This is a genomic window from Guptibacillus hwajinpoensis (genome assembly GCF_020171785.1).
Classification (GTDB): Bacteria; Bacillota; Bacilli; order Bacillales; family Guptibacillaceae; genus Guptibacillus; species Guptibacillus sedimenti.
The window spans coordinates 438,693-461,133 of the sequence record NZ_JAIVAE010000002.1 but is presented as its reverse complement, the minus strand read 5'-3'; the positions used below and the strand labels follow the sequence as shown (position 1 = coordinate 461,133).

Sequence of the window (22,441 nt, the reverse complement as noted above, 5' to 3'; positions counted from 1 at the left end):
TTACTAATTTTCTTCTTCAACGAAATCACAGTTCACACACTTGATTTCTTTCTTTTTCTTCGTTTTCTTCTCAACAAGTAAGTCACCGCATTTAGGACATGGACGTTTGATCGGTTTATCCCACGATAGAAAATCACATTCAGGGAAACGATCACATCCATAGAAAAGGCGATTTTTCTTACTTTTACGTTCAACGACATTACCTTCTTTACACTTCGGACAAGTAACGCCAACTTCTTTTAGAATTGGTTTTGTATTGCGACAATCAGGGAAGTTTGAGCAAGCCATGAACTTTCCATAACGCCCCATTTTAATTACCATTGGAGAACCACACTTCTCACAATCTTCTCCAGCAGGTTCGTCTTTAATTTCGACTTCCTTCATTTCTTCCTCAGCTACCTTCAGGCGCTGTTCGAAGTTTTGATAAAATTCGTTGATGACAGAAATCCATTCTGCCTCGCCATCCTCGATTTTGTCAAGATCATTTTCTAACCCAGCTGTAAATTCAATGTTGATAATATCCTGGAAGAACTCCAAAATCAGCTCTAACACGATTTCACCAAGTTCAGTTGGAACAAATTTCTTATCTTCTAACGCCACGTATCCTCTACGCTGAATCGTATCAAGCGTTGGTGCATAAGTAGATGGTCTTCCTATACCGAGTTCCTCCATTGTTTTAACAAGGCGCGCTTCTGAATACCTCGGCGGTGGCTGTGTGAAGTGCTGTGTCGGATCAATGTCTGAAGTGGATACGTTCATTCCTTCTTCAAGGTCAGGAAGCATTTTATCTTCTTCCTTTTTATTGTCGTCGTTTCCTTCAACATACACCTTCATAAACCCTTTAAATTTCACTTTAGAACCAGTTGCACGGAAAGTCGTTCCATTGTTTTCTAAGTCAACGCTCATTGTATCCATGATAGCCGGTGCCATCTGGCTCGCTACAAAACGCTCCCAAATCAACTTGTATAAACGAAGCTGATCACGCTTTAAGTAAGCCTTCATTTCAGATGGATCACGCATAACCGATGTTGGTCGAACGGCTTCGTGAGCATCTTGTGATTTCCCTGACTGTTTCTTAGCAGGCTTTTTAGCTGATAAGTATGTGTCACCATATTTTCCTTCAATGTATTCCTTCGCTTCATCCTTCGCTGTTTCAGAAATACGTGTTGAGTCAGTTCGCATGTACGTAATTAAACCAACCGTTCCCTGCTTTCCGATTGCGATCCCCTCATAAAGTTGCTGAGCGAGCATCATCGTTTTCTTCGCGCGGAAATTAAGTTTTCTCGCCGCTTCCTGCTGAAGAGAAGATGTCGTAAACGGGAGGGCCGGGTTTCGTTTACGTTCCTTCTTTTGAACAGACTGGATATTAAACTGATCGCCTTCAATACGTTTTAGAACATTGTCGACATCTTCACGTGATTGCAGATCCGTTTTCTTTCCATCTACTCCGTAGAAACCAGCCTCAAATTGTTCTCCATCTTTTTCAAACGACGCTTTGATTTTCCAATATTCTTCTGCTTCAAAATTTTGAATTTCTTTTTCTCTTTCAATAATAAGGCGAACTGCAACGGATTGAACTCGTCCAGCACTTAAACCTTTTTTTACTTTTTTCCATAATAATGGACTAATGTTATACCCAACTAAACGGTCTAAGACACGTCTTGCTTGTTGAGCATCAACAAGATCCATGTTAATCGGTCTCGGTTGCTTGAACGCATCCTTAACCGCATCTTTTGTAATTTCATTAAAGACAACCCTGCACTCTGTTTGCTCATCAATTTTTAAACTGTGAGCAAGATGCCATGCAATCGCTTCCCCTTCGCGATCGGGGTCAGCTGCGAGATAGACTTTCTTCGCTTTTTTTGCTGCATCTTTGATTTCTTTTAAGACAGGGCCTTTCCCGCGTATTGTTATATATTTAGGAGCATAGTTGTTTTCCACATCAACGCCCATCTGACTTCTAGGAAGGTCAATGACGTGACCTAATGAGGCTTTCACCTGATATTTCTTTCCTAAATATTTTTCAATTGTTTTTGCTTTAGCGGGAGATTCAACAATTACTAGATAATCTGCCACAATACGTTTCCTCCCCCCATTGAGGTAAATTTTAAAATCTTCCTTATTATTCAATAGTCAAAACTTGTTTGTCAAATAGTGCTAGTATCCTTTTCATGAAAATTAGGTAGTTCATTGAGGATATCATTCGCTTCTAAAACAAGTTTAGCACCCTGCTGAATGAGGCGATTTGTCCCTTCAGCAGAAGGATCTGTTATTTTTCCAGGTAAGCAAAATACTTCGCGTCCCTGTTCCATTGCCTGGTCAGCTGTAATGAGCGAACCACTGCGTTTTTGCGCTTCAACGATAAAGGTTCCAGCGGATAATCCACTAATAATGCGATTTCTTTCCGGAAAGTGATGTTTTTCAGGTCGACAATTGGGTGGATATTCCGATATAAGGAGACCTTCCCTCGCAACAGAAGAAGCTAGCAGCTGATTTTCTTTCGGATAAATCCATTTAAATCCACCACCGAGTACAGCAATCGTCCCTGCACCATGATCGAGAGCAAGCTGATGAGCAAGTGTATCAATACCGAGGGCTAGCCCACTAACAATCGTCCATCCACTCGATACGATCGGTGTTAAGATAAGGTTCATCATTTCACGTGCATCTGGTGAATGCTTTCGTGAGCCAACCACGCTCAACAAGCGACGTTCATTTAGAAGCGTGGTATTCCCAATGCAATAAATCACCCACGGTGCATCATAAATATGCGTAAGTTGTTCAGGGTATGCCTTATCAAATCTTGTTATGACGCGAATTTCGCCCGCTTTAAAATGAGCCAATCTCCATGGTTTCGTAAAATGAAGATCTTCATATAAATATCCGGCTTGTTCGTTTGATAAACCAAATTGCCTTAACTGAGTAGCAGACATATCATATATGCTTTGAAGCGTTGGGTCAAATATGAGAAAGGATTGCATCAGTTTCCAGGTACATCCCCGGCACTGATGCAACTGAATTAACCGGCTTCTAAATGTTCTCAATCACGGTTCTCTCCTATCAAGAATAAAGTTTATCGCATGCCCGTATGTATAAGAGAAATAGCTCCCAAAACGGGAGCTATTTTGATTAAGCCTTATGTGTTGTGCACTTCTCTAGTAAGCCCTTATCTTCTAAAACAGAAATCAGTGTTTCACCCATTACTGCAGGCGTTGGAGCGACTTTAATTCCACAAGACTCCATTGTCTTGATCTTTTCATCAGCCGTACCTTTACCACCAGAAATAATCGCACCAGCATGGCCCATACGTTTTCCTGGAGGTGCTGTTTGACCTCCGATAAAGCCAACTACAGGTTTTGTCATGTTCGCTTTTACCCATTCAGCCGCTTCTTCTTCAGCTGTACCGCCGATTTCACCGATCATGATCACTGCATACGTATCGTCATCTTCGTTAAAAGCTTTTAAGACATCGATAAAGTTCGTGCCATTCACCGGGTCACCACCAATACCAACGGCTGTTGATTGACCAATACCTGATTCTGAAAGTTGATGAACCGCTTCATACGTTAACGTACCAGAACGAGAAACAACGCCTACGTGACCTTTTTTGTGAATATACCCAGGCATAATTCCGATCTTACATTCTTCAGGAGTGATCACACCTGGACAGTTCGGTCCAACAAGGCGCGTTTTCTTTCCTTCCATATAACGCTTTACTTTCACCATATCGATAACTGGAATACCTTCCGTAATACAGATCGCAAGGTCCATTTCAGCGTCTACAGCTTCCATAATGGCATCGGCTGCAAAAGCAGGCGGAACATAAATGACAGAAGCATTAGCGCCTGTTTTTTGAACGGCTTGTTCCACTGTATCAAATACAGGAACGCCTTCTACTTCAGTACCGCCTTTACCAGGCGTTACGCCACCTACAATTTTCGTACCATACTCAAGCATTTGCTGTGTATGAAATAAACCAACAGATCCCGTAATTCCTTGAACGATGACTTTTGTATCTTGATTAATGTATACGCTCATTCCTAGTCCCGCCTTTCTACTTCACTAATGAAACGATTTTTTCCGCGCCGTCAGCCATAGACTCAGCAGCGGTAATATTTAATCCTGAATCTTTCAGAATTTGCTTTCCAAGATCAACATTTGTTCCTTCAAGACGTACAACAAGCGGAATTTCAAGACCTACTTGTTTCGTAGCTTCCACAACACCTTCAGCGATAACGTCACACTTCATGATCCCGCCGAAAATGTTAACGTAGATGCCTTTTACGTTTTTGTCAGAAAGGATAATTTTGAAAGCTTCCGTTACCTTCTCAGCGGTTGCGCCGCCCCCAACGTCAAGGAAGTTAGCGGGGTCGCCGCCGTAATGCTTGATAATATCCATCGTTGCCATCGCAAGACCTGCACCGTTAACCATACAGCCGATATTGCCATCAAGAGCGATGTAGCTTAACTCATATTTTGAAGCTTCGATTTCTTTTGTATCTTCTTCGTCAAGATCACGAAGTTCAAGAATATCTTTATGGCGATAAAGTGCGTTTGGATCAAAGTTTAGTTTTGCATCAAGCGCCATTACATTACCATCACCCGTTGTCACAAGTGGGTTGATTTCAGCAATAGAAGCATCTTTTTCAACAAAAACTTTATACAATCCAAGCATGAACTTTACAGCTTTGTTAATTTGTTCTTTTGGAATATTAATATTAAATGCTAGTCTTCTAGCCTGATAACCTTGAAGACCAACGGCAGGATCAATCACTTCTTTGAAGATCTTCTCGGGGCTATGTTCAGCCACTTCTTCAATTTCAGTTCCACCTTCTTCGGATGCCATCATAACAACGCGTGATGTCACACGATCAAGCACAAGGCCAACGTAGTATTCTTGTTTAATATCGCAACCTTCTTCGATAAGTAAGCGCTTTACTTCTTTGCCTTCTGGTCCTGTTTGATGAGTAACAAGTGTTTTTCCGAGGATCTCCTCAGCATATGTACGAACTTCCTCAAGGTTCTTAGCGATTTTAACTCCGCCAGCTTTCCCTCGACCACCTGCATGGATTTGTGCTTTTACAACATAAACACTACTGTCTAATTGTTTTGCAACGTCCACAGCTTCTTTTGCGGAGTATGCGACTTGTCCATTAGGGACGGATACCCCGTAGCTTCTTAGGACTTCTTTTCCTTGATATTCATGGATATTCATTCTCTCATCCTCCTATCCTAGTCAATCAAATCTTTGACGACGTTTTCATTGTATAGAAAATTCACACCGATTGTCTACCCTTTTGCATAAAGTCTCTTTTCTTTCTTGCAAAAATTGTTCCAATTCATCGTCTGAAAACGAATCATTCCGCTTATTTCACGCTTATTCTGGGATAATGAGTGCCACGTGGTAAATTTAAAATAAACTAAATAAAATCAAAAAAAAGAAGAGGTGTCACCTCCCCTCTTCTTGCTCATTTCTTCCCGCTTTCTTAGGCGAGCTTTCTTGCTCCCTCTTCTTATGGTCCGTAATCGTTAATTCTCTTGCTGCTGCTGGGGTATAGACTCCAAACTCTTCTCCTGCTTCTTCATAAAAAGATTCATTCTTTTCTTGAGGTCCTGGATCTTTCACAAATAATGGCTCCTTCACATTAGAATAGGTATAGTATCAACCTTATCTACCTATTCATACGCTTAAACGATCTCTTACAGGCGCAAATGATTTTCGGTGCACTTCTGTAATACCAAATTCATCAAGGGCAGAAAGATGCTCCTTTGTACCATAACCTACATGTCGTTCAAATCCATACTCTGGATAGGTTTCTGCTAATTTCACCATCATGCGATCACGGGTTACTTTGGCAACGATGGATGCGGCTGCAATACTAACACTTCTGGCGTCCCCTTTGATTAGAGACTCTTGATCAATCTGAACCGGAATGTGCATGGCATCTACAAGTAAGAAATCAGCTTGTACACGTAACCCCTCAACAGCTTGTTGCATCGCTTTTTTTGTCGCTTGATAAATATTTAATTCATCAATTTCAGCTGCACTAACGACGCCAACCCCGATCGCAACGGCATCCATATGTATTTGATCAAAAAGATCATTTAATTTCGCATGCGACAGTTTCTTTGAATCTTGAAGGCCAAGAATCGGCACTTCAGGATCTAATATGACTGCTGAAGCAACGACAGGGCCTGCTAGAGGGCCTCTTCCTACTTCATCGACACCCGCTATCGCGAGACGCCCATTTCCTCTGTAGTGAGCTTCTAGGACGCTCATTTCTTCATGCATCTTACGGATCTTCATTTTTTCTTGTTCTTTCTTTCCTTCCCTAGCAAGTAAGCGTACAACCCCTTTTCGTTCATCCTGCTTCCATTGGTCCCAATCTTCGTTCGTATATTGTCCTTTCTTCAACATTTGATCAATTTCTTTAATCGACTTTACTTGATCGCTCATATGATCCCCACTTTCTTAATGTTCACTTAAAAAAGGTAAGGCTCACGGCCTTACCTTTCTGGCGTTTCTAACGATACGTCACCCAATTTACCACTTCGTAGCTCTCGAAGAACGGTTTCAGCTGTTTTATCATAATCAATCCAGCCACCACTCATTAAAAATCCGCGTTTTTTTCCGATTTCATCAAACAACTCCACAACATCCTCCGGGATGTGATCAAGATGATACCGGTCCATTAATCGATCGGGATAATGCTCGCTCATAAACTTCAGCACAAATACCGAAATATCTTGAAAATCAAGAATTTCATCTTTAATTGCTCCCGTCGCAGCAAGCTTATATCCGGTAATTTGATCTTCAAATTTAGGCCAGAGAATTCCCGGCGTATCGAGAAGGTCCATCTCATCTCCAACTTTGATCCACTGTTGCTTCTTGGTAATACCAGGACGATCACCCGTTTTAGCAATCTTCTTTCCTGCCAAACGGTTAATTAACGTCGATTTCCCGACGTTTGGAATTCCTAAAATTAATGCACGCACAGCGCGGGGCTTCATGCCTTTTTCAATCATGCGATCAATTTTATCACTATTCAGCTCTCTTGCAGTAGCAGGAATGCTTTTCACACCTTTACCTGTTTGTGAATCAATCGCTAATGCTTTATGACCCTGTGACTGAAAATAATTCTTCCACTCGGCTGTTTTCTGATTATCCGCCATATCTGCTTTATTGAGCAAAATAAGCCTTGGTTTTGAAGATACAATTTCATCAATCATCGGATTTCTTGAAGCAAGTGGGATTCGTGCATCCACTAGTTCAATTACAACATCAATCATTTTTAGCTTTTCGGTAATCTCCCGTCGTGCTTTTGCCATATGTCCGGGAAACCATTGAATCGTCATGCAATCTCCACCTATTCTCAAATCATGCGGGAATATCCCCACACTATTCCATTACTTGTATATCATTTAAAGGCCAAAAAATAACGTTTGCTTCTCCTATTACTTTCTCAACAGGAACGAAGCCAATGGATCGACTATCTTTACTATGCTGCCGATTGTCACCCATGACAAACAAATGCCCTTCTGGAACGGTTGCTTCACCTGTTACTCCGGTTAGATCAAAATCATAGGTAAGGTTACCTTCTAATAAATCTTCCTTATATGATTCTAGATAAGGTTCGTTCATTGCTTTACCATTTACGTATAGCATATCACCTTTGTACTCCACCTTATCTCCAGGAAGACCAATCACTCGCTTAATATAATCTTTGCCTTCAGGGGCCTCAAATACAATAATATCGAAACGTTCAGCATCACCAATATTATAACTGATTTTATTCACGATCATCCGATCACGGTCTTGAAGCGTTGGCATCATGCTTTCTCCATCAACTACAATAGGAGCAAAAATAAAATAGCGAACCGCTCCTGCTAGAATAAAAGCAATAATGAGCGCACGTATCCACTCCCAGGAATCTTTTTTCTCTGCTGATCTGGTGCTATTCATGCTTGTTCCTCCTAATGAAAGGCTCTTTTTTTACCTATTTCTTTCCCCTTATGCCTTTCCTACAAACCTTCGTAATTCGCTTTATTTTATCACAGAGTGACGTTTTTTTCATATGACGATTTTTTTCAATAGAAAAAAGGAGCCTGGCAATGCAAGCTCCTTCTCCGTGTCTTACTTTATCGAATTTCTTTAATACGAGCGGCTTTACCACGAAGTGCACGCAAGTAGTATAGCTTAGCACGGCGAACTTTACCGCGACGAGCAACTTCAAGCTTAGCAACTTTCGGTGAATGTACTGGGAATGTACGCTCAACACCTACTCCGTAAGAAATCTTACGAACTGTAAATGTTTCGCTGATTCCGCCACCACGTCGTTTAATCACAACACCTTCGAATAACTGAATACGCTCACGAGTGCCTTCGACAACTTTAACGTGAACTTTTACAGTATCTCCTGGTCGGAAATTAGGAAGATCCGACTTAAGTTGGTCTTTTGTGATATCCTGGATTAACTTGTGCATCAAGTAACCCTCCTTCCACACAGATGCTCATATAAATCATCTTGCATTACAGCGGAACATCGTAATACGTGACTAATGCCACAACTGTTATCATAGCATAGCACTTTTTAGATTACAAGAATGATTTCATTCTTTTTCTCTCTTTATTTCACTTAATAACTTCTGCTCTTCTTTAGTTAAGTCTTTCTCGTTTAATAGATCTGACCTTCTATTTAGCGTGCGTCGTAACGACTCTTTGAGACGCCATTTTCGTATCGCCTCATGATTTCCAGACATAAGCACATCAGGCACACTCATCCCTTTGTATTCGGCAGGACGTGTATAATGAGGATGTTCAAGTAACCCACTGCTAAAGGAATCCATTGGAGCTGACGTATCATTCCCTAAAACACCAGGGAGAAGTCTCGTTACACTATCAATCACAACCATGCTACCGAGTTCGCCACCAGTTAATACAAAATCTCCAATCGAGATCTCATCCGTGACAAGATTTTCTCGAATTCGCTCATCGTATCCTTCATAATGACCGCATATAAAAACGAGATGCTCTTCTTTCGCTAATTCTTCAGCCTTCTTCTGCGTAAACCTCTCTCCTTGAGGACACATAAGGATGACGCGCGGGCGCTTCCCCTCAGAAAGATCATTGACCGCATCAAAAACCGGCTGAGGGGTTAATACCATTCCAGCGCCACCACCATATGGGTAATCATCCACGCTTTTGTGTTTGTTCAGACTGTAATCTCTGAAATTGGTTACATTGTAAGAGACGGCTCCATTATCCTGAGCGCGTTTTAAGATCGAATGATTAAACACACCTGTAAACATTTCTGGAAACAGAGAAAGCACATCAATTTTCATGCTAATCACGAAGTCCTTCCATCAAATGAACGGTAACTTTCCCTTCCGCTAAATCCACTTGCTTTACAACTTGCTCGATGTAAGGTAATAAAAGGTCTTTACCACCGCTTATGCTTTGAACGACCCAAACGTCGTTCGCTCCAGGCGATAAGATTTCTTTGATTTTCCCTAAATATTCGCCTTCTTCTGTATGAACTTCAAGTCCAATGATATCTCGGTAATAGAACTCTTCTTCAGCAAGCCGACCACCTTGATCTTCCTTAACTTTTAAAATGCCTTCTTTCATATGAACCACTTCGTTAATATTATGAAAGCCATCAAATGTCAGCAAATCAAACTGCTTATGTTTACGGTGAGATGCAACGGTTAAAGACACTGGTTCTTCATCCTTAAATAAATAAAGCGTGCTGCCAACCGCATAACGTTCCTCCGGGAAGTCCGTTCTTGAAATCACGCGCACTTCTCCTCGCACGCCGTGAGTATTAACGATTTTGCCTACATTAAGCCATTCTGTCATATCGTGATATCCTTTCCTGTGGAATCAGGGACAATGCTTTGCACGATCCCGTCTTTAATGACTATTTTACCTTTTTGCTCTCGTGCATGCCACTTTTCACCAACTTGAACCTCTTGAATCGATTCAATCTCTCCATCGTGGATTTCAGATCCTGGCGATAACTGATCAAGCTGATCGATTTTAAAATCCAAATAAGACATCCGTTCCGTTCTCGACCGGATTTCTTTTTCAAACTGATCGGCAATCCACTTATGGTCAGACGGACGCTTTTTTTGCAATCGTTTCATTTCAAATTGGAGATGTTCCTTTTCCTGTTGAAGGGCTGAGCGTTCTTTTTGCCATTGTTGTAAATAAGAAGCCCGGCTTTGCTCTGTTAAAACTTGTTTCACGTCATACGTTACAATGATTTTCATCGCACTGCCCTCCGTATGTAATGTCATTTTAATGGTCTTTAAAGTTACAAATAAAAAAGAGGAGTGTCAACTCCCCCTAAAGTATCTCCAACTGTACGCGTTTACTTGACTGAACAGCCGCTGCATTCATTACTGTTCGAATTGATCGAGCAACCTTCCCCTGCTTTCCGATCACTTTACCTGTATCATCGGCATGAACGTAAAGCTTGTAGATGTCCAGGCTGTTTGTTGCTTCTTTTTCAACTCGAACATCATCAGGATGATCGACAAGAGCTTTTACAATTGTTTCAACCAGGGCTTCCATGATTGTCTCCCACCTTTTTCGAAATGATGGACCAGGATACACCAAAGGAGGCTTTCTAGAAAGCCTCCTCTAAGGTGTTAAATTACTTTGTGTTTTTTGCGTTGTGAAGCTTCTCCATAAGTCCTGCAGTGGAGAATAGGTTACGTACTGTATCAGAAGGCTTAGCGCCTTTAAGCATCCAATCAAGAGCTTTCTCTTCGTTGATTTTCACTTCAACTGGATTAGCAACCGGATTGTAAGTTCCGATTTCCTCGATGAAGCGTCCGTCACGTGGTGCACGTGAATCAGCAACAACTACGCGATAGTAAGGAGCTCTTTTAGCACCCATACGCTTTAAACGAATTTTAACTGCCATGTCTTTCACCTCCAAAAAATGTTCACATAAGTCAATATAATATCATAAATTTATACTCTTGTAAAGAGAAAATTTACTTCATCTTTATTGCATGAATGGGAAATTCATGCCCTTGCCTTTTTTCTTACCGCCTTTAGACATATTAGTCATCTGCTTCATCATCTTCTTCATCTCATCAAATTGCTTCAAGAGACGATTGACATCTTGAACAGACGTACCACTTCCGACGGCAATTCGCTTTTTGCGACTCGCATTGATAATATCTGGCTCTTCTTTTTCACGTGTTGTCATTGACTGAATAATGGCTTCAACCCGGCCAATCTGTTTTTCATCAACACTAACATTTTTCATGGCTTTTTTATTCATACCAGGAATCATGTCCATCAATTCATCAAGCGGTCCCATGCTTCGAACCTGACCAAGTTGATCAAGGAAATCATCAAACGTAAAACTCATCGTTCGCATCTTTTTCTCAAGCTCTTTCGCTTTGTCTTCATCAACAGAAGTCTGGGCTTTTTCAATGAGCGTCAGCACGTCACCCATGCCGAGAATTCGAGAAGCCATTCTCTCGGGATGAAACGGTTCTAGTGCATCAAGTTTTTCACCCATACCTGCGAACTTGATCGGTTTATCTGTCACAGACTTGATCGACAGTGCAGCACCACCGCGCGTGTCACCATCAAGCTTTGTTAGAACGACACCTGTAATATCAAGGGCATCATTAAAGCTTTCAGCTACATTCACAGCGTCTTGCCCTGTCATGGAATCAACCACAAGGAAGATTTCATCAGGCGTAACAGCTTCTTTCACATCTTTTAGCTCCTGCATTAGATTTTCATCAATATGCAAGCGGCCGGCCGTGTCAATAATGACATAGTCGAGATGTTCTTCTTTTGCTTTTTCAATTGCTTTGGTAGCAATTTCTACCGGACTCACTTGATCACCCATCGAGAAGACCGGCATACTAAGCTGCTTACCGAGTGTTTCAAGCTGGTTAATCGCTGCAGGGCGGTAAATATCCGCCGCTACTAAAAGTGGTTTACGGTTATGATTTTTACGTAAATGGTTTGCAAGCTTACCGACAGTTGTCGTTTTACCCGCACCCTGTAGACCGGCCATCATAATCACAGTCGGTGGGCGGTTTGAAACAGCAATCTTACTCTGTTCTCCACCCATAAGCGCTGTCAGCTCTTCATTAACGACTTTAATGACCTGCTGCCCTGGGGTCAGGCTTTTCATAACTTCCTGTCCAACGGCGCGCTCTTTGACCTTGTTGATAAACTGTTTTACGACTTTAAAGTTAACGTCCGCTTCAAGCAAGGCTAACCTTACTTCACGCATCATTTCTTTTACGTCAGCTTCCGTTACTTTCCCTTTACCGCGTATCTTCTGCAGGGTGTCTTGCAGTCGGTCGGCTAACCCTTCAAATGCCATGTTCGCCGCCTCCTAATCCAGTTTTTCAAGAGATGTTATCAACGACAGCGCCTTCGAGTTTTCATTTTCACTCATGATCGCTTCCTTGAGCTTTTCTAACAGCTCCTGTCTTTTGATGTATCGCTCGAATAGCAACAGTTTTGCTTCATATTCTTCTATCATTTGTTCTGTTCGCTTAATGTTATCATAGACAGCCTGACGGCTAACTTGAAATTCTTCTGCGATTTCACCTAATGAATAATCATCAAGGTAATACAATGCCATATAATTACGCTGTTTCGGTGTTAAAAGCGACTGATAAAAGTCGAATAACGAGTTGATTCTCATCGTTTTCTCTAGCATTGTTAACAGCCCCTTGTTAAGGTAATCACCTTTACGTTAATTATATTACTATGCGTCATTTTATTTGTCAAGATTTTTTCTTAACACAATTTACGGAGATTTTATTCTTCGTTTTCTTCCTCTTCTTCAATGATCGAAGAGAATAATCCATACACAAATGTGTCCGGATCAAATTCCTGTAAATCATCCATCTTTTCACCAAGCCCTACGAGTTTAACAGGGATATCAAGTTCATGTCGAATGGCCAGCACAATACCACCTTTAGCTGTTCCATCGAGTTTAGTTAACGCAATGCCTGACACGTCCGTTGATTGTCCAAATTGCTTTGCCTGACTCATCGCATTTTGTCCTGTTGTTGCATCAAGAACGAGAATCACCTCATGAGGACCAGATGGTACTTCACGTTGAATAACGCGCTTTACTTTTTCTAGCTCGTTCATAAGGTTTACTTTGTTTTGAAGACGCCCAGCTGTATCACAAAGCAATATATCTGCGTTACGTGATTTAGCAGATTGTACTGCATCAAAAACAACTGCCGCTGGATCTGAGCCGGCTTGATGCTTGATGACATCTACGCCAGCTCTTTCTCCCCATACATCTAGCTGTTCAATGGCACCTGCTCGGAACGTATCCCCCGCTGCAAGAACCACTTTCTTTCCTTCTTGTTTAAACTTATGTGCGAGCTTTCCAATAGTAGTTGTCTTTCCTACCCCATTAACTCCAACGAACAAGAAAACCGTTAAACCTTCTTCTTGTACATTAAGAGAGCCATCTTCATCGGACTTATGAAGAAGTTCTGCTAACTTTTCTGAAATGACGCTTTGCAGTTCTTTCGTATCTTTAATGTTACGCGTTCTCGCCTCATCTTTTAAAACGTCAATGAGATCCATTACAGTCGCAACACCAACGTCAGCACTAATGAGAAGCTCCTCAAGCTCTTCGAAGAACTCTTCATCTACTTTGCGATAATTTTTAACGAGGTTATTCATTTTTGTTGAGAAAGAGGTTCTTGTTTTCTCGAGTCCGTCTTTAAATTTCCCTGTTACATCATCTGTTTGTGTTGTGAACTTATCTTTTAACTTTTTAAAAAAACTCACTTTACATCCCCCTACTTGTTATTGCGATATTAATTGCTTCGATTCTTCAAGTCTTACGGAAACGAGTCGAGAAACACCTGACTCCTGCATCGTTACCCCATAAAGCACGTCCGACTCTTCCATTGTACCCTTTCTATGGGTAATAACAATAAACTGGGTTTTTTCACTAAATTGCTTCAGGTACTTAGCGAAACGCCCCACATTCGCATCATCTAGAGCGGCTTCCACCTCATCAAGTACACAGAATGGGACTGGACGAACTTTTAAAATTGAAAACAGGAGCGCAATGGCAGTAAAAGCCCTCTCCCCTCCGGAAAGAAGAGCAAGATGCTGCAGCTTTTTCCCCGGTGGCTGGGCCAGAATGTCCACACCTGTAGAAAGAAGATTATCTGGATCGGTGAGAACAAGGTCTGCCTTTCCTCCACCAAATAATTCTTTAAAAACGATTTGGAACTGCGCACGTATTTTCGTAAACGTCTCTTCAAACCGTTTCTTCATTTCCTGATCCATTTCTTCAATGACCGCATATAGCGTTTCTTTAGCTTGAAGAAGATCCGCTTGCTGTTCACTAAGGAATGTATAGCGCTCATTGACGCGATCGTATTCATCAATTGCGCCAAGGTTCACGGTTCCTAGCTCATCAATTTCTAATTTAATGAGCTTTAGCTTTCGCCTTGCATCTTCAGGTTCAAGAGAAAGAACATGCTTTTCCTTCGCTGCCTCATAGGTTAACTCGTATTCTTCACTTAAGATCGCCAATCTGTTCTCGAGTTCAACGTCCAAACGATTAATGCTAACTTCAACAGCCTGCATTAATCCTGAGAGCTGCTTGTCCTCTGCAACAAGAGAATCCAGCTTTGTACTAATTGTTTCAATCTCTTGTTGCAGTGAAAGCTTTGCTTCTCTCTCATTTTGAAGCGTCTCAAGCAATTTTTCTTTCTCAGAGCGGAATGAGACAATGTTTTGGTCCAGTTTCTCTTCTCCGTTAGAATTTGAAGACATCGCTTCAGATAATAGGGTGAATTCTTCTGTCGTTTCAGCCAACTGTGTATTCGTCTCATTCTGTTCTGTTGTTAAACGATCAAGCGTTTCTTTTTGATTTTGGAATGATTGCTGGTGCTCAGCCACTTTTACTTTCAACTCAGTAATTTCGGTTTGAATGGATTCACGAGACGTTTGCTGAGTTTGTTTCTTCGCAGTTAAGTTATCGATTTTACTTTCAAGTGTTGCTGCTTGTTTTGTAATCGTTTCGAGTCTTTCTGTAAGATAGATATGGCGCTTATGATGCGTTTCAATCTCTTCTTCAATCGCTTTTTTCTCACGATCATATAGCTGAAGACGTTCATTTGAATTACGTTCATCTCCCTCAATCGCTCGTAAGTCTCCTAAGAGAGACTGTTCTTCAAGTCTTAGGTTTTCGCCACGTTCACGCATCTCATCTAGCTTTTCTTCTAGATCAGCTAAAGCAACTTTATCCTTCTTGATCTCTTGCTCGACACCTGCTGTCTTTTCCTGCATGTCCTCAAGTTTTTTGATTAGTACTTCAAGATCACGTTGACGGCTTAATAGTGATGAGGATTTTTGCTTCACACTTCCTCCACTCATGGAGCCGCCAGGATTCACAACGTCTCCCTCTAGCGTAACGATCCGTGTTCGGTACTGCATGATTTTCGCAAGTTCATTCGCACCTTTTAGTTCTTTTGCAACAAGAACAGAGCCTAATAAATTCTCCATTATCGTCTGATACTTTGAATCAAACGTGATGAGGTCAGAAGCAACGCCAACGAATGCCTCGTTTTGCTTTACGCGTTCTAAATCATAGCTCGATATCTTTCGTGACTTCACGACTGACAACGGAAGAAAAGTGGCTCGTCCGAAGCGATTCTTTTTCAAATAAGTGATTGCCTGTCTTCCCGAAGCCTCATCTTGGACAACAACGTTTTGCATAGCTCCTCCAAGAGCTGTTTCAAGGGCTGTTTCCACTTCTTTAGGTACGGTAATGAGTTCAGCTACCGCTCCTTCAATACCTGAAAGGTCTTCACGCGCTTTAAGCACTTCTTTTACGCCCTGAAAGAAACCGGCATAATCGTCCTGCATTTCTTCTAACATTTCTTTCTTAGATTTGTATTGTTGAATATACTGATACGCTTGATAGAGCTTTGATTCCTTCTCACCAAGTGCTTTCTTTTTCTCTTCTACATCATGTTTGCTTTTGTAGAAGCGCGAGACGTGCGCTTCGAGTTCTTGTTTTGACTGAGCTAACTTGGCTGAGCGTTCTGCTTTCTTTTCGTCAACAGCGCTTCGCTCTTCTATATATTTATGATTATCTCCATCAAGCCGATCTTTACGCTGACTAAGGATCGAAAGCTGGTCTTGAAGGTAACGATTTTCGTTCCGTATGGACGCCTGCTCATTAAGCAGTTCAAAGTAATCTGACTTCATACGATCAAGCTCTTGCTCAATGTCTTGTTCGATATCAGATAGAAGTTCCGTTTCTTTCTTCAAACTAGACTTTAATTGACCTAATTCCTTTTTCTGCTGATTAAATCGGCTGCGGTGATGCTCAATTTCCTTTTCATAGTAACGCTTTTTCTCTTGTAAAAACGTCATCCGCTCTTCTAGGTTCGACCGGTTTTGATGCGCATTTTTCTTCCGTTCTTTTAGAACTTCTTTCTTTCCTTCAAGTTTCTCTAGCTCTTCACTCGTATCGAGAAGCTGTTGTTGATAAGATTCAAGATGATGCTCACATTTGTCTAGCTTCTCTCTTGCACTTGCCAACGCCTCTTTTTTTACAGTGATCGAGTCATTTAACGTAAGTTCCTTCGCTTTTAAAGAATCAAGCTCTTCTTTCTTTAGCTTCCAAGCATGGTGATATTCTTCAATTTCATGAACGGTAAGCGCTGCTTCGATCTTTTCAAGATCTTCACGTTTCTGCAAATAATCCTTAGCAATCGATGCCTGCATCCGAAGTGGTTCTACTTGATCTTCTAGTTCATATAAAATATCTTCAACACGGTGAAGGTTATCTTCCGTTTCCTTTAATCGTGTTTCTGCTTTCGTCTTTCGCGTCTTGTATTTCAAAACGCCCGCTGCCTCTTCAAAAATTTTACGGCGTTCTTCGGATTTACTACTTAGTATCTCTTCAATCCTACCTTGCCCAATAATAGAAAAGGATTCTTTTCCAAGACCTGAGTCCATAAACAATTCTATAATATCTTTAAGTCGACACGTCTGGTTATTTAAAAGATATTCACTATCTCCTGAGCGATAAACGCGTCTCGTTACGCTGACTTCGTTATAGTCGATTGGAAGATATTGATTCGTATTATCAAGCGTTAACGTAACCTCCGCTAAATTCACTGCTTTTCTTGTATCACTTCCAGCGAAAATGATATCTTCCATTTTAGCGCCTCTCAGTGACCTGGCGGATTGCTCACCAAGCACCCATCTGATGGCGTCATTAATATTACTTTTACCGCTGCCGTTCGGGCCGACAACTGATGTTACTCCTGGGACAAACTCAACTGAAATACGATCGGCAAATGATTTAAAGCCGACTACATCTAATCGTTTGAGGAACATCATCTTTCCCCCTCATCTGTTTCATCTATGTATGCAAATTAAGTACGTTTCAATTCACTAACTGTCTTATTTTATCATAAAACAATGACCTCTACGATACTGAGCTAAGACATGTTACAATAAGGAAAACCTCATCAGTCAAACAACATGAGTTGGACTTATGAGGAATTGGTACATAACATGGCGATCTGTCGTCATTGACTATTAAATAAGGCAGGTGGAACTAATGGATCTTACGATTAAATCAGAAGAAAACCTGACGTATATGGTCGAGAGCATTAAAGAAAAAATGCAAGTGATCAATTCAGGCATGATTAAACCAGAATCATTCGATTTATCTTCTTATGATGACATTTATGAAATTTATGTCATGCTGAATAAGAAGCAATCGCTCAGCGTTGCAGAAATGCAAGCGATTTTAGCTGAACTAGGAAAATTGCGTGCTTCTTAACCAGTCGAATAAGGTCCTAATGAAAAAGAATCCTGATCTCAGGATTCTTTTTCATTACGTTCTTTTAAATTTATAAGTGCTTTTTGTGCAGCCATTTGTTCGGCTTCTTTCTTCGAACGTCCTACTCCAACGCCAAGGTCATTTCCATTCAACATAACTTTCGATGAGAACTCTCGGTTATGTGCGGGTCCTTTTTCATCGGTAATGACGTAATCAATAACTCCAAGGCTTTCACGCTGAATGACTTCCTGAAGCTGACTTTTATAATCCATCACATGAGAAAAAGCACCGGCGTTAATTTTCGGATAAACAAACTTTTCAAGAAATCCAAAGACGACTTCAAGACCTTGATCAAGATACAAAGCACAAACGAACGACTCAAATACATCCGCAAGAAGTGCCGGGCGCATTCTTCCACCCGTCATCTCTTCTCCCTTACCAAGAAGGACGAGATGTCCAAAATCCATGTCATTTGCGAATTGAACAAGTGATGGCTCACAAACAATTGCTGCTCTTAGCTTTGTTAGCTGACCTTCACTCATATTTGGGTACTTTTCATATAAGTATCTTGATATCGTAAGCTCAAGTACGGCATCTCCTAGAAATTCAAGACGTTCATTGTCCATCTGCGGATGCAGTCGATGCTCATTCACATAGGATGAATGGGTAAAAGCTTGAAAAAGAAGTTGTTCATTTTCGAACGATACACCAATTTCCTTTTGAAAAGCAGTGAATTGCGATTTGATTGCCTCTCCAACCACGAGTTGTCGTGAATGCTTAGGTTTGAAACGTCTGGCTCTCGTTTTTGGTGAATGTTTTGATTTGGACATAGATACCTCCACGACTGATCACTATCATCTTTTTACTCTGGAGCTTTATTAACAGGAATAAAACCCCGTCAAGCGGGGCTTATTCCATCACTTCAGGTTAACCTGAAGATTATTGATGGCTGTTTATGTAATCAATTACATCGCCAACTGTTACAATTTTCTCAGCATCTTCATCAGAAATTTCAAGATCAAACTCATCTTCAAGTTCCATGACTAATTCCACTACATCAAGGGAATCGGCACCAAGGTCGTCTTTGAAAGAAGCTTCTGGTTTAATCTCAGATTCTTCAACTCCAAGACGATCAACAATAATCTTTGTTACACGCTCTAGTGTATCTGCCATTAGACTCACCTCCCCTCAAGCTATTATAGGATATATAAAACAAAAAAACTAGATGTTGATAAAAAAGTTACATGATCATGCCGCCATCAATATGAAGCGTTTGTCCAGTGATGTAATTGGCATCATCTGAAACGAGAAACTTCGTTGCTTTAGCAATGTCAAGAGCTGCACCAAGTCGACCAAGTGGGATTTGTCCTTTCATTCCACTTTTCACATCATCAGAAAGGTCGTCTGTCATATCTGTTTCAATGAAACCAGGCGCAAGTGCATTTACTGTAATGTTACGGCTTGCAAGTTCTTTAGCAGTTGTTTTCGTTAAACCGATCACGCCTGCTTTCGCCGCTACATAGTTCGCTTGTCCAGCATTCCCAGCTACACCAACAACAGACGCTACGTTTACAATACGGCCATAGCGCTGTTTCATCATTTGACGAGTAACGGATTTCGTACAGTTAAAGACACCTTTTAAGTTCGTGTCGATAACATCATCCCATTCTTCTTCTTTCATTCGCATAATCAGATTATCACGTGTAATGCCAGCATTATTTACAAGCACTTCAAGGCTACCGAATGTTGAGACAACTTCCTTAATCATGCTCTGAACTTCGTCCATACTTGCAACATTCGCTTTAATGGCAATCGCATTGCCGCCAGCTGCCTTAATCTCATCTACTACGCTATTTGCTTTCGCTTCACTTCCTGCGTAGTTGACTGCAACATTCATGCCTTCCTTCGCAAGTTCTAAAGCAATTGCACGTCCAATTCCACGAGAAGCACCTGTTACTAGAGCCGTTTTATTTTCAGCCATACTTTATTCCTCCCCTAACTTTTCAATAAGTTGATCGAGCTGTTCTGGCGTCCCAACGGCATGAACCGATGCACGACGGTTAACTTTTTTCACAAGACCAGAAAGAACATTACCAGGACCAATCTCGATAAAGGTATCAACACCAAGATCCATTAGCTTTCTCACTGTATCTTCCCAAAGTACAGGGGAATAGATTTGTTCCAATAAGTGTTTTTGAATTTCTTCTCCTGAAGTGGATGGTTCAGCTGTAACATTTGCAACAACAGGAATCGAAGCATCTTTAATCTCAATCGCTTCTAGAATCGCTGATAGTTGATCTGCAGCAGGCTTCATAAGGCTTGAATGAAACGGTCCACTGACTTGAAGCGGAATAACTCGTCTTGCGCCATTTTCTTTTGCAACTTCAGAGGCTTTTTCAACGCCTGCTTTTGCACCAGAAATGACAATTTGCCCAGGACTGTTCAAGTTTGCAAGCTGAACTGTTGCGGTCGAAGCCGTAACTTCATCCACCACTTTTTGCAAGTCTTCACGTTCCATACCCATAATCGCTGCCATTGCTCCTTCACCTGAAGGAACGGCTTCTTCCATATAAAGACCGCGATTTCTTACAGCGAAAACAGCATCTGAAAACGAAAGTGCTCCTGAAGCAACTAGAGCTGAATATTCGCCCAGACTATGACCGGCCGTATAGTCCGCTGTAATCCCTTTTTCTCGAAGTACTTCAAGAACTGCTACGCTCGTCGTTACAAGCGCAGGCTGAGCGTTTTCAGTTCTTGTTAACGTCTCAATAGGTCCGTTCATAATTAATTTCGTTAGCTCGAAGTTGAGACGATGATCAGCCTCTGTAAATACATCTTTCGCTACTGAATAAGCTTCCATAAATTCTTGTCCCATTCCAACAGCCTGTGAACCTTGACCTGGAAATAGAAAAGCGGTTTTACCCATGATTATTCTCCTTCCTCTTTAACAAGAGATGATTGAATTGCAGATACTACATTTCCTGTCACCATCATTCTAGCTTGCTTAATCGCGCTGAATACAGCTCTTCCGTTTGACGATCCGTGTGCTTTAATAACAGGAGCATTTAGACCAAATAATCCTGCACCACCATACTCAGAATAATCAAGCTTTGTAGATAAATTCTTAAGCTTCGGTTTTAGTACACCCGCTGCTACTTTACTTGTAAACGAACTTGTAAGTTCTTCCTTCAACATTTTGAACATCGTTAAGGCTGTACCTTCAATTGTTTTTAAAACCAAATTTCCGGAAAAGCCATCACACACAACAACATCTGCTTCGTTACCAAGAATGTCTCTTGACTCCACGTTACCTACAAAGTTCAGGCCACTATTCTGTAGGAGTGCATATGCCTGCTTGCTTAGCTCATTTCCTTTTCCTTCTTCTGTACCGATGTTCAATAAACCAACGCGCGGGTTATTAACACCACGCACTTTCTCAGCATAAACCGAACCCATATGAGCGTATTGAAGAAGGTGCTCTGGTTTCGCATCCATATTCGCTCCAACATCGAGCAGCACAAAACCAGCTTCATCAATTGTTGGGAGCGTTGGCGCTAATCCCGGACGATCAATTCCCTTAATACGGCCGACATAAAGCAAGCCTGCTGCCATTAACGCACCCGTATTACCAGCTGATATAGCAGCATCTGCGCGCCCTTCCTTTACTTCATTTACAGCTAAAACCATCGAAGCGTTTTTCTTTCTTCGAACAGCTTTTACTGGCTGATCGTCTGACGAGATGTATTCTTCTGTATGTAAAACTGTGATTCGATCTTTTTTTCCTTTTAACAGCGGATTGATCTTCGTTTCGTCTCCCACAATCGTAACAGACAAATCATTGAACGCTTCAATCGCTTCATATACACCATCTATTATGGCATCAGGTGCATTGTCTCCACCCATTGCGTCAATTGCAAGTCTCATTTTCAAACAACTTCCCTTCAGGGTTTAGTCGAGCGATACATAACAAATTCACCAGAAAAGACATTCTCATTCTGGACAAAGCTATTTACTTCAACCGTCGTTCTGTCTTTTCTCTGGTCTGTGACAAGTGCTTTTGCTACCACTCGTTCTCCTTCTTTCACTTGACTAGAAAAGCGAATATTCGCTTTGGCCGTCAGTGCAAGTTCATCATCAATAATCGCTACAGCAAGTGAATTGGCTTGAGCGAAAAGATGATGACCTCTTGCAATTTTGTTTCTAGAAAAAACGTGTTCAGGACGAATATCAAGGATTGAAATGGCACTTTCATCAAGCTGGAGATCAATCACTTGTCCGATCACTTCATCGATCGGAAGAGCTTTTACTTCATCAAGCTGCTGCTGAGCCACGTATTTTATTCTCTCTCGAAGCTCTGGAATAGAAAGCTCCATTCGATCGAGTCTTATCGTTTGAATACTAACGTTAAACTTTTCAGCAAGCTCTTCATCCGTAATAAAGGGTGTGCTCTCGATTGTTTCCTTAAGCTGACTTTGCCGGTCTTTCTTACTCCTTTTCATCTTCTACCGCCGCCTATCTAGCATTAATAAACGGATAAAGAGGATCACATGATCCTCTTTATCTCAGTCTTATGACTAGGTCCTAAAAGGTAGTATATACTTTGC

25 protein-coding genes are annotated in these 22,441 nt (G+C 41.3%); 1 reads left to right on the top strand and 24 read right to left on the bottom strand.

From position 1 onward, the window contains the following. Window positions 1-3: 3 nt before the first annotated feature. From topA to smc, 18 genes are all read right to left on the bottom strand, one after another. Entirely contained in the window at window positions 4-2,076 is a 2,073-nt protein-coding gene (topA, locus tag LCL91_RS02845) for a type I DNA topoisomerase (RefSeq protein ID WP_224879768.1), read from the bottom strand. Between the two features lie 71 nt (window positions 2,077-2,147). Then, complete coding sequence (dprA, locus tag LCL91_RS02840) at window positions 2,148-3,044, bottom strand: DNA-processing protein DprA (RefSeq protein WP_224879766.1); 897 nt, start codon at window positions 3,042-3,044, stop codon at window positions 2,148-2,150. An 85-nt stretch (window positions 3,045-3,129) separates the two neighbouring features. Continuing rightward, window positions 3,130-4,038: a succinate--CoA ligase subunit alpha gene (sucD, locus tag LCL91_RS02835; protein ID WP_098443367.1), complete on the bottom strand. Its 909-nt coding sequence runs from the start codon at window positions 4,036-4,038 to the stop codon at window positions 3,130-3,132. A 16-nt stretch (window positions 4,039-4,054) separates the two neighbouring features. Next, the gene (sucC, locus tag LCL91_RS02830) at window positions 4,055-5,215 is read right to left on the bottom strand and encodes an ADP-forming succinate--CoA ligase subunit beta (RefSeq protein WP_098443366.1); all 1,161 of its coding nucleotides are present in this window, start codon (window positions 5,213-5,215) and stop codon (window positions 4,055-4,057) included. A 234-nt stretch (window positions 5,216-5,449) separates the two neighbouring features. Further along, a complete protein-coding gene (locus LCL91_RS02825; RefSeq protein WP_159782356.1) occupies window positions 5,450-5,626 on the bottom strand; it encodes a hypothetical protein in 177 nt (58 codons plus the stop codon). Window positions 5,627-5,680: 54 nt separating this feature from the next. Beyond that, complete coding sequence (locus LCL91_RS02820; RefSeq protein ID WP_224879764.1) at window positions 5,681-6,457, bottom strand: ribonuclease HII; 777 nt, start codon at window positions 6,455-6,457, stop codon at window positions 5,681-5,683. A 50-nt stretch (window positions 6,458-6,507) separates the two neighbouring features. Beyond that, window positions 6,508-7,356: a ribosome biogenesis GTPase YlqF gene (gene ylqF, locus LCL91_RS02815; protein WP_224879762.1), complete on the bottom strand. Its 849-nt coding sequence runs from the start codon at window positions 7,354-7,356 to the stop codon at window positions 6,508-6,510. Window positions 7,357-7,399: 43 nt separating this feature from the next. Beyond that, window positions 7,400-7,963 carry a signal peptidase I gene (lepB, locus tag LCL91_RS02810; RefSeq protein ID WP_224879760.1) on the bottom strand — a complete coding sequence of 188 codons (564 nt, stop codon included), beginning with the start codon at window positions 7,961-7,963 and terminating at the stop codon, window positions 7,400-7,402. A gap of 176 nt (window positions 7,964-8,139) precedes the next feature. Then, window positions 8,140-8,484 (bottom strand): 50S ribosomal protein L19, encoded by a 345-nt coding sequence (gene rplS, locus LCL91_RS02805; RefSeq protein WP_098443362.1) that lies wholly within the window; start codon window positions 8,482-8,484, stop codon window positions 8,140-8,142. A gap of 126 nt (window positions 8,485-8,610) precedes the next feature. Continuing rightward, window positions 8,611-9,342, bottom strand: a complete 732-nt coding sequence (gene trmD / locus LCL91_RS02800) for a tRNA (guanosine(37)-N1)-methyltransferase TrmD (RefSeq protein WP_224880159.1) — start codon at window positions 9,340-9,342, stop codon at window positions 8,611-8,613. A gap of 1 nt (window position 9,343) precedes the next feature. Beyond that, the gene (gene rimM, locus LCL91_RS02795; RefSeq protein WP_224879757.1) at window positions 9,344-9,859 is read right to left on the bottom strand and encodes a ribosome maturation factor RimM; all 516 of its coding nucleotides are present in this window, start codon (window positions 9,857-9,859) and stop codon (window positions 9,344-9,346) included. Further along, a complete protein-coding gene (locus LCL91_RS02790) occupies window positions 9,856-10,272 on the bottom strand; it encodes a YlqD family protein (protein WP_224879754.1) in 417 nt (138 codons plus the stop codon). The genes rimM and LCL91_RS02790 overlap by 4 nt, the downstream gene beginning before the upstream one ends. Before the next feature lie 76 nt (window positions 10,273-10,348). Next, window positions 10,349-10,576, bottom strand: a complete 228-nt coding sequence (locus LCL91_RS02785) for a KH domain-containing protein (RefSeq protein ID WP_098443359.1) — start codon at window positions 10,574-10,576, stop codon at window positions 10,349-10,351. Window positions 10,577-10,658: 82 nt separating this feature from the next. Next, a complete protein-coding gene (gene rpsP, locus LCL91_RS02780; RefSeq protein WP_098443358.1) occupies window positions 10,659-10,931 on the bottom strand; it encodes a 30S ribosomal protein S16 in 273 nt (90 codons plus the stop codon). An 84-nt stretch (window positions 10,932-11,015) separates the two neighbouring features. Beyond that, window positions 11,016-12,365: a signal recognition particle protein gene (gene ffh / locus LCL91_RS02775; protein WP_098443357.1), complete on the bottom strand. Its 1,350-nt coding sequence runs from the start codon at window positions 12,363-12,365 to the stop codon at window positions 11,016-11,018. A gap of 12 nt (window positions 12,366-12,377) precedes the next feature. Then, entirely contained in the window at window positions 12,378-12,707 is a 330-nt protein-coding gene (locus LCL91_RS02770; RefSeq protein ID WP_098443356.1) for a putative DNA-binding protein, read from the bottom strand. Window positions 12,708-12,808: 101 nt separating this feature from the next. Next, window positions 12,809-13,804 (bottom strand): signal recognition particle-docking protein FtsY, encoded by a 996-nt coding sequence (ftsY, locus tag LCL91_RS02765; protein ID WP_224879752.1) that lies wholly within the window; start codon window positions 13,802-13,804, stop codon window positions 12,809-12,811. 18 nt (window positions 13,805-13,822) lie between these two features. After that, window positions 13,823-17,386, bottom strand: a complete 3,564-nt coding sequence (gene smc / locus LCL91_RS02760; protein WP_224879750.1) for a chromosome segregation protein SMC — start codon at window positions 17,384-17,386, stop codon at window positions 13,823-13,825. Between the two features lie 226 nt (window positions 17,387-17,612). Here smc and LCL91_RS02755 point away from each other — a divergent pair, with 226 nt between their 5' ends. Further along, complete coding sequence (locus tag LCL91_RS02755; RefSeq protein WP_224879748.1) at window positions 17,613-17,837, top strand: DUF1128 domain-containing protein; 225 nt, start codon at window positions 17,613-17,615, stop codon at window positions 17,835-17,837. 38 nt (window positions 17,838-17,875) lie between these two features. On the opposite strand, the gene rnc is transcribed toward LCL91_RS02755, so the two are convergent. The 6 genes from rnc to fapR form a co-directional block, all read right to left on the bottom strand. Beyond that, a complete protein-coding gene (rnc, locus tag LCL91_RS02750) occupies window positions 17,876-18,667 on the bottom strand; it encodes a ribonuclease III (RefSeq protein ID WP_224879746.1) in 792 nt (263 codons plus the stop codon). A gap of 109 nt (window positions 18,668-18,776) precedes the next feature. Further along, window positions 18,777-19,010, bottom strand: a complete 234-nt coding sequence (gene acpP / locus LCL91_RS02745) for an acyl carrier protein (protein WP_048309824.1) — start codon at window positions 19,008-19,010, stop codon at window positions 18,777-18,779. 67 nt (window positions 19,011-19,077) lie between these two features. After that, window positions 19,078-19,818 (bottom strand): 3-oxoacyl-[acyl-carrier-protein] reductase, encoded by a 741-nt coding sequence (gene fabG, locus LCL91_RS02740; RefSeq protein ID WP_224879744.1) that lies wholly within the window; start codon window positions 19,816-19,818, stop codon window positions 19,078-19,080. 3 nt (window positions 19,819-19,821) lie between these two features. After that, window positions 19,822-20,763, bottom strand: coding sequence for an ACP S-malonyltransferase (fabD, locus tag LCL91_RS02735; protein WP_224879741.1), 942 nt, complete (start codon window positions 20,761-20,763; stop codon window positions 19,822-19,824). 2 nt (window positions 20,764-20,765) lie between these two features. Next, entirely contained in the window at window positions 20,766-21,761 is a 996-nt protein-coding gene (gene plsX / locus LCL91_RS02730) for a phosphate acyltransferase PlsX (protein WP_224879738.1), read from the bottom strand. Between the two features lie 17 nt (window positions 21,762-21,778). Then, the gene (gene fapR, locus LCL91_RS02725) at window positions 21,779-22,336 is read right to left on the bottom strand and encodes a transcription factor FapR (RefSeq protein WP_165995360.1); all 558 of its coding nucleotides are present in this window, start codon (window positions 22,334-22,336) and stop codon (window positions 21,779-21,781) included. Window positions 22,337-22,441: the final 105 nt, after the last annotated feature.

Coding starts and splice junctions, on each gene's coding strand:
- sucD (WP_098443367.1), bottom strand. CDS start 4,038: ATGAGCGTATACATTAATCAAGATACAAAAGTCATCGTTCAAGGAATT.
- sucC (WP_098443366.1), bottom strand. CDS start 5,215: ATGAATATCCATGAATATCAAGGAAAAGAAGTCCTAAGAAGCTACGGG.
- LCL91_RS02820 (WP_224879764.1), bottom strand. CDS start 6,457: ATGAGCGATCAAGTAAAGTCGATTAAAGAAATTGATCAAATGTTGAAG.
- ylqF (WP_224879762.1), bottom strand. CDS start 7,356: ATGACGATTCAATGGTTTCCCGGACATATGGCAAAAGCACGACGGGAG.
- lepB (WP_224879760.1), bottom strand. CDS start 7,963: ATGAATAGCACCAGATCAGCAGAGAAAAAAGATTCCTGGGAGTGGATA.
- rplS (WP_098443362.1), bottom strand. CDS start 8,484: ATGCACAAGTTAATCCAGGATATCACAAAAGACCAACTTAAGTCGGAT.
- trmD (WP_224880159.1), bottom strand. CDS start 9,342: ATGAAAATTGATGTGCTTTCTCTGTTTCCAGAAATGTTTACAGGTGTG.
- rimM (WP_224879757.1), bottom strand. CDS start 9,859: ATGACAGAATGGCTTAATGTAGGCAAAATCGTTAATACTCACGGCGTG.
- LCL91_RS02790 (WP_224879754.1), bottom strand. CDS start 10,272: ATGAAAATCATTGTAACGTATGACGTGAAACAAGTTTTAACAGAGCAA.
- LCL91_RS02785 (WP_098443359.1), bottom strand. CDS start 10,576: ATGGAAGCCCTGGTTGAAACAATTGTAAAAGCTCTTGTCGATCATCCT.
- rpsP (WP_098443358.1), bottom strand. CDS start 10,931: ATGGCAGTTAAAATTCGTTTAAAGCGTATGGGTGCTAAAAGAGCTCCT.
- ffh (WP_098443357.1), bottom strand. CDS start 12,365: ATGGCATTTGAAGGGTTAGCCGACCGACTGCAAGACACCCTGCAGAAG.
- LCL91_RS02770 (WP_098443356.1), bottom strand. CDS start 12,707: ATGCTAGAGAAAACGATGAGAATCAACTCGTTATTCGACTTTTATCAG.
- smc (WP_224879750.1), bottom strand. CDS start 17,386: ATGTTCCTCAAACGATTAGATGTAGTCGGCTTTAAATCATTTGCCGAT.
- LCL91_RS02755 (WP_224879748.1), top strand. CDS start 17,613: ATGGATCTTACGATTAAATCAGAAGAAAACCTGACGTATATGGTCGAG.
- rnc (WP_224879746.1), bottom strand. CDS start 18,667: ATGTCCAAATCAAAACATTCACCAAAAACGAGAGCCAGACGTTTCAAA.
- acpP (WP_048309824.1), bottom strand. CDS start 19,010: ATGGCAGATACACTAGAGCGTGTAACAAAGATTATTGTTGATCGTCTT.
- fabG (WP_224879744.1), bottom strand. CDS start 19,818: ATGGCTGAAAATAAAACGGCTCTAGTAACAGGTGCTTCTCGTGGAATT.
- fabD (WP_224879741.1), bottom strand. CDS start 20,763: ATGGGTAAAACCGCTTTTCTATTTCCAGGTCAAGGTTCACAGGCTGTT.
- plsX (WP_224879738.1), bottom strand. CDS start 21,761: ATGAGACTTGCAATTGACGCAATGGGTGGAGACAATGCACCTGATGCC.
- fapR (WP_165995360.1), bottom strand. CDS start 22,336: ATGAAAAGGAGTAAGAAAGACCGGCAAAGTCAGCTTAAGGAAACAATC.